This is a genomic window from Nonomuraea sp. NPDC050556 (genome assembly GCF_044457355.1).
Classification (GTDB): Bacteria; Actinomycetota; Actinomycetes; order Streptosporangiales; family Streptosporangiaceae; genus Nonomuraea.
The window spans coordinates 512,778-524,885 of the sequence record NZ_JBITGU010000004.1; the positions used below are offsets into that span (position 1 = coordinate 512,778).

Sequence of the window (12,108 nt, forward strand, 5' to 3'; positions counted from 1 at the left end):
TTCATATGTCCGTGGTGTCGGGCTGCTTGGGGCGGGCCGACACCACTCCGCCCTTGATCACGGCGTCCATGCGGGAGACGGCGCCGAGTTTGCCGAAGATATTGCGGAGGTGCCGTTTGACGGTCCCCTCCGCTATTCCCATGCGGCTGGCGATCTGAGCATTGCTCCGGGCCTCCGCCACCAGGGCGAGTACTTCCTGCTCGCGCTTGGAAAGGACGCTGACCGGAGCCTGCTCGATATCGTCCTGCTGCGTCGCGGTGACGCCTACGATGATGACCGTGGAACTGGGCGCTGCCTGCTGCAATGCCTGGACCGTCGAGGACAACTCGTCATGATCGGAAATGATGTCGAGGATGGCGTCTCTGGTCTGCCGGTCACCGCCGATGATCAGAACAGCCTCTTCTTCTCGACTTTCCTCGTATTTCATCAGACGTTTCCCCCGTGTCAGACACCTGACGCGCGCAACCCTTGGGCGACCGGCACGCATGCGACGAAAAACCCCGAAACCAGGACAATAATACAAGATCACCCTATGTCTAGAAATGCCTTATGTCTAGACATAGGGAATTGGCATACCAAAACGGGCGATTTTCTCCGCCGCAAACCCGTTTGCCAGAAGATCCTTACTCAGACGCCCGCGATCACAACAACCCGTACGAGGGAACGGCGGGCAGCTCGGAGCCGGTGAGGATCGATCGCTGCAGCCGCTGAACGGGCTCCTGTGGCTCCAACCCGAGCTCGTCCCGCAGGGTTGTCCGCATGTCGGTGAAGGCCTGGAGCGCGTCTCCACGGCGCCCCGCACGGTACAACGCCTCGATGAGCCGGGCGTAGAACCATTCGTTGAGCGGGTGGAGAGCGACGAGGGAACGCAGCTCGGCGATGAGCAGCGACACCCGGCCGAGCCGCATGTCGGCCTCGATCCGCATCGTCAGCGCGCGGATGCGCAGCTCTTCGAGATGGACGGAATGCGCCTGGAGCAGGGGACCGCACGGGGTGTTGGACAGCGGAGCCCCTTTCCAGAGCCCGAGAGCCGTCCGCAGGACCTCGGCGGCCTCCTCCGGCCGCCCTTGCTCGAGCAGCCTGCTGCCCCTGTCGATCATTTGCTCGCAGACGCGAGCGTCGAACTCGTCCCCGTCAAGCCGCAGCAGATATCCAGGCGGCTTGGTAATCAAGCGTTCCGTGTCGCGATTCAGCTCCTTTCGCAGTTGATAGATGTAGGTCTGCATGGTTGTTACCGCGCTCGCCGGCGGACGATCGCCCCACAGCTCGTCAATTACCGACTGCATATCGACGACGCTGTCCGCTCGCAAGAGCAATAACCCCAAAGTGCACCGAAGTTTTGGCGCACTAGGGGTCATCGCACAGCGCCCGCGATATACCTCTAGCGGTCCGAGTACCTTGAAGAGCAGCATTAGCCCCCCAGAAAGGAGTTTGACCTGCTATCGCAGTAGACTTAACACACTGCTTGTAAGAAGAGCAAGGCAAGTACTCCCTAAGAGGGATTTATGCTCCGAAAGAGACATTCGCTTGGAGCGTGACAATCCCCATTATTATTATTTATTTCAATAACCATTCACCACGCGCACACGGGAACCTCAGCGGCGTGAGCGCCGGAAGATGCCGAACTCGATCAGCACGCCCAGGAGCGCGCCGCCGCCGAAGGCGATCAGCTCGTCGAACCCCAGGGCGGTATTACGGGTCATCAGCAGCGTCACGAGGATGTTGCCGACGACGATGCCGCCGATGATGAGGAGGATGAGCCTCACCGCCGGCCAGGTGCCCCCCTTGGTGGACTGGGTGCTCATGATGCATGCTCCTTCCAGGAGTGCCGTCTCTATATGTAGACAGCCTACGCCTGAGTAAGGGGTCGGGCCAGCCCGTCCCAGCCGGAGTGGACATCCGCTCTAGCGCGTGCGGTCACGCTGCCCTTGTGCGTGACGAATACACACCAGTCCTGATCATCGGCGGCGGCTCCGTCGGCCTTTCTGCAGCCCTGTTCCTGTCTTCGCAGGGTGTGCCGTCCGTGCTGGTCGAGCGGCACGACACGATTTCCGTCCATCCACGGGCGTGGGGGTGGTACCCGCGGACGCTCGAGCTGTTCCGCCAGGCGGGCATCGCCGACGCGGTCCTGGCCGCGAGCGAGGGGTTCGCCGGGCACAACCTCAACGGCAAGGTCGAGTCCCTGGCCGGCAAGGAGATCGTCGTCTCGGTCATCCCCGAGCCGGACGAGGTCGGCGGCGTCAGCCCCATCCCCAGGATCATCTCGCTCCCGCAGGACCGCGTGGAGCCGATCATCCGCGACCGTGCCGTCGAGCTCGGCGCCGACCTGCGCTTCGGCACGGAGGTCACCGGCCTGGAGACCCAGGACGGCCGGACCGTGGCGACCGTGGTGAACGGCGGCGAGAAATACACCATCAGCGCCAAGTACGTGATTGCGGCGGACGGCACCCGCGGCCGGATCCGCGAGTCGCTCGGCATCGAGCGCGGCGGGCGCGGCGTGATGCGGCACCAGATCAGCATCCTGTTCCACGCCGACCTGGCTCCCGCGCTGGGCGAGCGCCGCTTCGCCGTGTGCCAGGTGGAGAATCCCGAGGTCAGCGGGGTGCTCGGGCACGACGACACGTTGCTCCAGGGCACGCTGATCAGCACCTTCCACCCGGAGAGGGGCGAGCGTCCCGAGGACTTCACCCCGGAGCGCTGCGTCCACCTCGTCCGCGCCGCCGTCGGCGTGCCCGACCTGGCGGTCGAGCTGCGCGACGTGCTCACGTGGGAGATGGCCTCCTTCGGCGCTGAGACGTACGCCAGGGGCAACGTGTTCCTGGCCGGCGACGCCGCGCACGTGATCCCGCCGGTCGGCGGCTACGGCGCGGGCACCGGCATCCAGGACGTCCACAACCTGGCGTGGAAGCTCCGCGCCGTGCTGGCGGGACACGCCTCGGAGCGGCTGCTGGAGACCTACGACGCGGAGCGGCGCCCGGTCGCCGCCGCCACGATCCAGCAGGCCGAGCTGCGCCTGGCGGCCAGGGCCGGGTTCGCCACGCCCGAGCAGCAGGCCATGGTGCTCGACACGATGTCGGTGACGTTCGGCTACCACTACAGCTCGGCGTCGATCTGCCCGGAGAAGGCGGACGACCTGCCGACGTTCGTCCACCCGACCGAGCTCACCGGCCGTCCGGGCACCCGCGCGCCCCACCTGTGGGCGCGCAGGGACGGCGCGACGATCTCCATCCTCGACCTGTTCGGAACCGAGGCGGTCCTGCTGTGCGGGCCGGACGGCGAGGACTGGCGAGGAGCAGCGGAGGACCTTCCCCTGCGCGTCCACAGGATCGGGCGCGACCTGGAGGCCGACGGCTGGCCCGAGGCGTACGGCGTGCCGTACGACGGGGCCGTCCTGGTCCGGCCGGATGGATTCGTCTGCTGGCGCTCCGGCTCGTCCGAGCTCGGCCTGGCAGAAGCCCTCGACAGGATGATGTGCCGCTCATGAGGTTGCTGGAAACCCCCATCGCGATCATCGGCGTCTCCTGCCGCCTTCCCGGCGCAGGGGACCCGCGCGCGTTCTGGAAGCTGCTGCGCGAGGGCGCGAGCGCCGTGCGCGACACCCCGCCGGACGGGCGGCCGCCGAGCGGAGCGGGCGGCTACCTGGACCGCGTGGACGGCTTCGACGCCGACTTCTTCCAGATGGCGCCGCGCGCGGCCGCCGCCGCAGACCCGCAGCAGCGGCTCATGCTGGAGCTGTGCTGGGAGGCGCTGGAGGACGCGCGCGTCGTCCCGGCCCGGCTGCGCGGCAGCCGTACCGGCGTGATCATGGGCGCTGCCTCCGACGACTACCTCGCCATGACGTACGGCACGGCCGAGACGATCGGCCCGCACACGCTCGCCGGGGTGCAGCGCGCCATGATCGCCAACCGCGTCTCGCACGCACTCGGCCTGCGCGGCCCGAGCCTCGTGGTGGACGCCGGCCAGTGCTCCTCGCTGGTCGCCGTGCACGAGGCGTGCGCCAAGCTGCGCGCGGGCGAGGCCGACGTGATGCTGGTCGGCGGCGTCCACCTGATCCTGGCCCCGGCGAGCAGCCTGAGCGTGGGCCGCGCGGGCGCGCTGTCGCCCGACGGGCAGTGCTTCACCTTCGACGCCCGCGCCAACGGGTACGTGCGCGGCGAGGGCGGCGTCACGCTCGTCCTCAAACCGCTGCCGGCGGCGCGCGCCGACGGGGACCGGGTCTACTGCGTCATCCGGGCGAGCGCGGTCAACAACGACGGGCCGTCCGACGCGCTGACCGTCCCCAGCCGCCTGGCCCAGGAAGAGGTGATCCGCGAGGCGCACCTGCGCGCCTGCGTCCAGCCGTCCGAGGTCGGGTACGTGGAGCTGCACGGCACGGGCACGCCGGTCGGCGACCCGGTCGAGGCGGCCGCGCTCGGCGCCGCCGTGGGGGTCGCCCGGCCGGGCGGCTCACCGCTGCCCGTCGGGTCGGTCAAGACCAACATCGGCCACCTGGAGGGCGGCGCGGGCATCGCCGGGCTGCTCAAGGTGGTGCTCAGCATCCACGAGGGCACGATCCCGCCCAGCCTCAACTTCGCCGCGCCGCACCCGCGCATCCCGCTGGCCGAGCTGGGCCTGCGGGTCCCGACCGAGCCCGAGCCGTGGGGCGGCGGTACGCGGGTGGCGGGGGTGTCCTCCTTCGGGATCGGCGGCACCAACTGCCACGTCGTGCTCACCGAGGCCCCGGGAAGCGCGCAGGAGCCTGTCGCGCCCGCGCCGCGCGTGGCGCCATGGCTCCTGTCCGCCCACTCCCCCGCGGCCCTCCGCGCCCAGGCCGCCGCCCTCATCCCGCTCACGACCTCGGACACGGCCGACGATGCCGCCAGGGTCGGGTGGTCGCTGGCCGCCACCAGGACGGCGTTCCCCTACCGCGCGGCCGTGGTCGGCGAGTACGGCGACGCGCTCGCCGCCATCGCGCGCGGCGAGCCGGGCCCCCAGGTGGTGACCGGCCAGGCGGGCGAGGGCGGGCTGGCCTTCCTGTTCCCCGGCCAGGGCAGCCAGTACCTCGGCATGGGCGACGCCCTGCGCGGGGCGTTCCCCGTCTACGCCGAGTGGTACGACCTGATCGCCGCCGAGCTGGAACCCCTGCGCTCCGGCGAGCTCACCGACACCAGGCACGTCCAGGCGGGACTCTTCGCCGTGGGCGTCGCCCTCTACCGGCTCTTCGAGAGCTGGGGCGTCAGGCCGGACTGGGTGGCCGGGCACAGCGTCGGCGAGATCGCCGCCGCCCACGTCGCGGGCGTCCTGCCGCTGGCCGACGCCTGCCGCCTGGTCGCGGCCAGAGGCGCGCTGATGGCGGGCATGTCCACCGACGGCATCATGATCTCCGTCCAGGCCTCAGCGGCCGACGTCCAGGCCGCGCTCCCGCCCGGCGGAGAGGTCTCGATCGCCGCGCTGAACGGCCCACGCTCGACCGTCATCTCCGGCGCGGAGCCCGAGGTGACCCGGGTGGCCGAGCGCCTGGCCGCCGAGGGGAAGCGCACCAGGAAGCTCGCCACCGACCGCGCCTTCCACTCCCCGCACATCGACCCCCTCATGGACCGCCTCGCCGCCACGGCAGCCGGGCTCGACTTCGGCGACGTCGACGGCCCCCGCATGGTCTCCACCCTCACCGGGCGCCCGGTGGGCGCCGGCGAGCTGCGCGACCCGCGCTACTGGGCGCGCCAGGCGCGCGAACCCGTCATGTACGGCCCCGCCGTACAGGCTCTGCGTGAGGCCGGGGCGAGGACCTTCGTCGAGCTGGGACCGGGCGCGCAGCTCAGCACGATGGGCCGCGTGTGCGTCCAGGACGCCGTTTTCCTGCCCACCCTGCGCCGCGAGGACGAGGCTCGTTCCGTCGTCCGCGCGCTGGCCGGGCTGTGGGTCAACGGGCGCGACCCGGACTGGCGCGCCGTCTTCGGCCGGCGCGCGACGGTGGACCTGCCCACGTACCCGTTCCAGCGGCAGCGCTACTGGATGGACGACGTCCAGGCCCCCGAGCCCCAGCCGGTCCCGGCGGGCGACGACCCGCTGCGCCTGGTCCGCGCGCACACGGCAGCCGTGCTCGGCCACCGGCGTCCTGACGACGTCGATCCCGGCCGTTCCTTTCACGACCTGGGCCTGACCTCGGTCACGGCCATGGAGCTGAGCGCCGCCCTGTCGGCCGCGCTCGCCAGGGACGTCCCCGCCACCGCCGTCTTCGACCACCCCACCCCGCTGGCGCTCGCCGAGCACCTCGCGAGCGGGCCCGAGGAGAGCGCGGAGGCGAGGACGGTCTCGACCGGCGACGCGCTGGCGATCGTCGGGATGGGCTGCCGGTACCCGGGAGGGGTACGGTCGCCGGAGGACCTGTGGCAGCTCGTCGCTGCGGGCCGCGACGCCATCTCCCCCTTCCCGCAGGACCGCGGCTGGGACATCGGCCGCCTCTACGACCCCGACCCTGAACGTCCGGGCACCTCCTACGTCAGGCACGGCGGCTTCCTCGACGACGTGGCCGGGTTCGACGCCGACTTCTTCGGCATCAACCCCAAGGAGGCCGAGGCCATGGACCCGCAGCAGCGGTTGCTGCTGGAGGTGTCCTGGGAGGCGCTGGAGCGCGCCCGCCTCGACCCGTCACGCCTCGCGGAGAAGCCGGTCGGCGTCTTCGTCGGCGCGACCGCGCAGGAGTACGGCCCGCGGCTGCCCGAAGCGGGCGGCTACGCCCTCACCGGCACCACGACCAGCGTCGCCTCAGGGCGGATCGCCTACTGCCTGGGCCTGTCCGGCCCCGCGCTCACCGTGGACACGGCGTGCTCGTCGTCCCTGGTGGCCCTGCACCTGGCCGCGCGGTCGCTGCGCAGCGGCGAGTGCGACCTCGCGCTGGCCGGTGGCGTCACGGTCATGGCGGGCCCCGGGATGTTCGTCGAGTTCAGCAGGCAGCGCGGGCTGGCGCCCGACGGCCGGTGCAAGCCGTTCGCCGCCGCAGCGGACGGCACCGCGTGGGCGGAGGGCGCGGGCATGCTGGTCCTCGCCCGCCTGGAGGACGCGCTGGCGGCCGGGTACCCCGTGCTCGCCGTCCTGCGCGGCACGGCCGTCAACCAGGACGGCGCGAGCAACGGCCTGACCGCGCCGAGCATGCGGGCGCAGGTCAGGGTCATCAGGGACGCGCTGGCCGACGCCGGCGTCCGTACCCAGGATGTGGACGCCGTCGAGACGCACGGCACGGGGACCACGCTCGGCGACCCGATCGAGGCGCGCGCCCTGATCGAGGCCTACGGCGGCGACCGCGACCAGCCCCTGTGGCTCGGTGCGCTGAAGTCGAACCTCGGCCACACCCAGGCGGCGGCGGGCGTCGGCGGGGTGATCAAGATGGCGGAGGCGATGCGGCACGCCACGCTGCCCGGCATCCTCCACCTGGACGAGCCCAGCGCGCACGTCGAGTGGGGCGCGGTCGAGCCGCTGCGCGAGGACCGGCCGTGGACGGCCGACGGGCGGCCGCTGCGCTGCGCCGTCTCCTCCTTCGGCATCAGCGGCACCAACGCCCACGTCATCCTGGAGCAGCCGCCCCTCCCGGCGGCCCCGGCAGCGGGCGAGCCGGCCCACGACCCGGTCCCCCTGCTCCTGTCGGCGAAGTCCGACACGGCGCTGCGCGACCAGGCGGTACGGCTCGGCGACCTGCTGGACGCCGAACCGCCCGTCGAAGGTGTCGCACACGCCCTGGCCACGACGCGCACGCGGTTCCCGCACCGGGCCGTGGTCCTCGCCGATCACAAGGCGACACTGGCCGCACTCGCCGAGGGCCGTGCCGCCGAAGGGCTGGTCCAGGGAACGGCAGCCCAGGGCAGGACCGTGTTCGTCTTCCCCGGCCAGGGCGCCCAGTGGCCCGGCATGGGCGTGGAGCTGGCCGAGACGGAGCCCGTCTTCGGCGAGCGCCTGCGCGCCTGCTCCGACGCCCTCGCCGAGCACGTCGACTGGTCGCTCATGGACGTCCTGCGCGGTGCCCCCGGCAGCCCGCCGCTCGACCGGGTCGACGTCGTCCAGCCCGCGCTGTTCGCGATCATGGTGGCGCTGTCGGCCGTCTGGGAGTCCTGGGGCGTACGCCCCGACGCGGTGATCGGCCACTCGCAGGGCGAGATCGCCGCCGCCTGCGTCGCGGGCGCGCTCAGCCTGGAGGACGCGGCCGCCGTGGTCGCCATCCGCAGCCAGGTCATCACCGAGCTGGCCGGCACCGGCGGCATGGGCTCGATCGCCCTGACGGAGAAGGAGGCACGCCTCCGGCTGCGCGGCACCGGCCTGCACCTGGCGGCCGTCAACGGCCCCGCCTCGGTGGTGATCGGCGGCGCGGCCGACGAGCTGACCGCCTTCCTGGCGGACGCCGAAGCGGACGGCCTGCACGCCAGGCGCATCAACGTGGACTACGCCTCGCACACCCCGAGCATGGCGGCGATCCGCGACAAGCTGCTGGCCAGGCTCGACGGCATCACCCCGCGCGCCGCCTCGATCCCGTTCCGCTCCACCACCCGCGGCACCACCTTGACGGGCACGGAGCTGGACGCCGCCTACTGGTACGAGAACCTCAGCTCGCCCGTCCTGTTCGAGGACGCCGTGGCCGAGCTGGCGACGACCGGGCACGGGCTGTTCGTGGAGACCAGCCCGCATCCCATCCTGACGCTCGCGGTGAGCGAGACCCTGGAGTCGCGCGGGTCGTCCGGCGCGGCCGTCGGGAGCCTCCAGCGCGACCGCGGCGGGTGGCCGCGGCTGCTGACCGCGCTCGCCGACGCGCACGTGCACGGGGCGCCGGTCGACTGGGACCGGCTCGGCCTGCGCGCGCACCCCGTCGACCTGCCCACCTACCCCTTCCAGCACCGGCGCTTCTGGCTCGACGCCCCCGCTGCCACCGGGCTGCGCGAGGCCGGGCTGGCCGAGGACCGGCATCCGTTCCTCGGCGCGCGGGTGGAGCTCCCGGACGGCGACGGCGTGCTGTTCACCGGCCGGCTTTCCGGTGCGGGCTGGCTGGCCGGGCACGCCGTCGCCGGTCGGGTCCTGCTGCCCGCCACCGGCTTCCTGGAGCTGGCCGCGCACGCGGCGGAGGTCACCGGGCGGGGCGTGATCGGCGAGCTCGAACTCGTCCGCCCCGCCGCACTCCCCGAGGGGGACGCCCTGCCGCTGCGGGTCACGGTGACCGACGGGCGGCTGAGCGTGCACACCCGCGAGGAGGGCGGCCCCTGGACGCTCCACGCCACCGGGGTGCTGACCTCCGGCGAGAGCACGGACGCGACCCCCGCTCCGGAATGGCCACCTCCTGGAGCTGACGAGATCGAGCTGACCGGGGCCTATCCCGCGCTGGCCGCGCGCGGCTACGAGTACGGGCCCGCGTTCCAGGGGCTGGTGCGGGCGTTCGAGCACGGCGACGAGGTGTTCGCCGAAGTGGCGCTCCCATCCCAGCTCGCCGCCGACGGCTTCGCCGTACACCCCGCTCTGCTCGACGCGGCCCTGCACGCCTGGCTGTACGCCAGGGAGTCCCTCCTGCTGCTGCCGTTCGCGTGGCGCGACGTCCGCGTGCACGCCACGGGCGCGACCAGCCTGCGCGTACGGCTCGCGCCGGTCGAGGGGACCGGCGAGGTGGCCCTCTCCGCGACCGACGACCAGGGCCGCCCTGTCATCACCGTCGGCGGCCTCACCCTGCGCCCCGCACCGGCGGCGGACACCGACTCGCTGTACGAGGTGCGCTGGCGACCGGCCGACCTGGCGGAGGAGGCGGACTACAGAGCCGTCGAGATCGCCGCGGACACCCCGGCGGACGCCGCCCGCGAGGCGCTGCAGCTCCTGCGCGAGCATCTCGACACCGACGACGCCCACCTCGTCCTGGTGGTCCGTCCAGGCCTGGCGCACTCCCCCGTCGCCGGTCTGGTCAGGTCGGCGCACGCGGAGAACCCGGGCCGCTTCACCGTCCTGGAGACCAGTGCGGCACCCACCGCAGCGCTGCTGGCCCGCGCCGCCGCGAGCGGCGAGCCGCACCTGCGCTTCGACGGCACCCGCCTGCGCGTGCCCCGCCTGGCGGAACGCACCGACGACGACGCCCTGACGCCACCACCGGCCGGTGCCTGGCGGCTCGGGCTGACCGAGAGAGGCCTCATCGAGAACCTCACCATCGAACCGGCGGAACCCGAGCCGCTCGGTCCGGGCATGGTCCGGGTGGCCGTGCGCGCCGCCGGGCTGAACTTCCGCGACGTCGTCGTCACGCTCGGCATGCTGCCCGGCGAGGAGGGTCTCGGCCTCGAAGGTGCGGGCGTGGTGCTGGAAACAGCGCAGGACGTGACCGGCCTGAGCCCGGGAGACCGGGTGTTCGGGCTGCTCCGCGACGCCTTCGGCCCGGTCGCCACCGCCGACGCCAGGACGCTCGCGCGCATGCCGGACGGCTGGACGTTCGCCATGGCCGCCACGGTCCCGGTCGCGTTCCTCACCGCCTACCTGGGCCTGGTGGACGTGACCGGGCTGCGCCGCGGCGAGAGGCTCGTCGTGCACGCGGCGGCCGGCGGCGTGGGCATGGCGGCCATCCAGCTCGCCCGCCACCTGGGCGCCGAGGTCTTCTGCACCGCGCACCCGCGCAAGTGGGACGTGCTGCGCGGCCTCGGCATCGACGACGAGCACCTCGCCTCCTCGCGGACGCTGGACTTCGCCGACGCCTTCCCGGCGGCGGACGTGGTGCTCAACTCGCTGGCCGGGGAGTTCATCGACGCCTCCATGCGCCTGCTGGTCCCCGGCGGGCGCTTCGCCGAGATGGGCAAGACCGACCTGCGCGACCCGGCCGACCATCCGGGCATCACCTACCGCCCGTTCAACCTGCCCGACGTGGACCCCGACCGGATCAGCGAGATCCTCGCCGCGCTCATGCCGCTGTTCGGCAGCCGCGTGCTGCGCCCGCTGCCGGTGACCGCGCACGACCTGCGCAGAGCCCGTACGGCGTTCCGCGACATGAGCCGGAGCAACCACACCGGGAAGATCGTGCTGACCGTGCCGCACCCCATCGACCCCGGCGGGACCGTCCTGATCACCGGCGGCACCGGCACCCTGGCCGCGCACGTGGCCAGGCACCTGGTGGCCAGGCACGGCGTCAGGCACGTCCTGCTCGCCGGCCGGCGCGGCCCCACCAGGGAGACCGACGCGCTGGGCGCCGAGCTGGCCAGGCACGGCGCGCAGGTGCGGGTCGAGGCGTGCGACGTCGCCGACCGCGTGGCCGTCGACCGGCTGCTGTCCCGCATCTCGCCGCAGCGGCCGCTGACCGCCGTGGTGCACGCGGCGGGCGTCCTGGACGACGGCGTCGTCTCCTCGCTCACGCCCGAGCGGCTCGACGCGGTGATGCGCCCCAAGGCGCTGGCCGCGCTGCACCTCCACGAGGCCACAGCGGGGATGGACCTGTCGGCGTTCGTCCTGTTCTCCTCGGCGTCGGGCGTGCTCGGCGAGGCGGGCCAGGCCAACTACGCCGCGGCCAACGCGTGCCTGGACGAGCTGGCCCGCCACCGGCGCGGCCAGGGCCTGCCCGCGATCTCCCTCGCCTGGGGGTTGTGGGCGGAACGCAGCGGCATGACCGGGCACCTCGGCGAGGCCGACCTGGCCAGGATCCGCCGCTCCGGCATGGCGCCGCTGCCCACGGCCGAGGCGCTGGGCCTGTTCGACGCGGCCCTCGGCCTGGACGCGGCCTGCGTGGTGCCGATGCGGCTGGAGGCGGTCGCCGTACCGGACATTCCTCCTGTCCTGCGCGACCTCATCCAGCGGGCCGAGCAGCAGGAAGGCGTGAGCACGTCGGTGAGCGGGGACCAGCTGCTGGAACTGATCTGCACCGAGGCGGCGGGCGCGCTGGGCCACGACAGGGCGGCCCTGCGCCCCGAGGAGAACCTCAAGGAGCTGGGATTCGACTCGCTCACCGCGATCCAGCTGCGCAACCGCATCGCGGCGGCCACCGGCCACCGCCCGTCGGCCGGACTGATCCTGCGCTCCGCCACCCCGCTCGCGATCTTCGAGCGGCTGGAGGCGGAGCTGCGGACCCCAGCCGCGCTAGACGGCTCTTCGAAGCGGCCCGGCGATGCTGAGGCTGTCAGGCACTCGTAGCAGAAG

The 12,108-nt window shown here is 72.6% G+C and carries 5 protein-coding genes; 2 read left to right on the top strand and 3 right to left on the bottom strand.

Features of this window, described 5'->3' with window-relative positions:
• Position 1: 1 nt before the first annotated feature.
• From ACIBG8_RS39515 to ACIBG8_RS39525, 3 genes are all read right to left on the bottom strand, one after another.
• On the bottom strand, positions 2 to 427 hold the full coding sequence (locus tag ACIBG8_RS39515; RefSeq protein WP_397348338.1) for a response regulator transcription factor: 426 nt from the start codon (positions 425 to 427) through the stop codon (positions 2 to 4).
• A gap of 214 nt (positions 428 to 641) precedes the next feature.
• Positions 642 to 1,412 carry a BTAD domain-containing putative transcriptional regulator gene (locus tag ACIBG8_RS39520; RefSeq protein ID WP_397348339.1) on the bottom strand — a complete coding sequence of 257 codons (771 nt, stop codon included), beginning with the start codon at positions 1,410 to 1,412 and terminating at the stop codon, positions 642 to 644.
• Between the two features lie 183 nt (positions 1,413 to 1,595).
• Positions 1,596 to 1,805 carry a hypothetical protein gene (locus ACIBG8_RS39525; protein ID WP_397348340.1) on the bottom strand — a complete coding sequence of 70 codons (210 nt, stop codon included), beginning with the start codon at positions 1,803 to 1,805 and terminating at the stop codon, positions 1,596 to 1,598.
• Between the two features lie 5 nt (positions 1,806 to 1,810).
• Here ACIBG8_RS39525 and ACIBG8_RS39530 point away from each other — a divergent pair, with 5 nt between their 5' ends.
• The gene (locus tag ACIBG8_RS39530; RefSeq protein ID WP_397348341.1) at positions 1,811 to 3,484 is read left to right on the top strand and encodes an FAD-dependent monooxygenase; all 1,674 of its coding nucleotides are present in this window, start codon (positions 1,811 to 1,813) and stop codon (positions 3,482 to 3,484) included.
• Positions 3,481 to 12,102 (top strand): type I polyketide synthase, encoded by an 8,622-nt coding sequence (locus ACIBG8_RS39535; protein ID WP_397348342.1) that lies wholly within the window; start codon positions 3,481 to 3,483, stop codon positions 12,100 to 12,102. Before ACIBG8_RS39530 ends, ACIBG8_RS39535 begins: the two co-directional genes overlap by 4 nt.
• Positions 12,103 to 12,108: the final 6 nt, after the last annotated feature.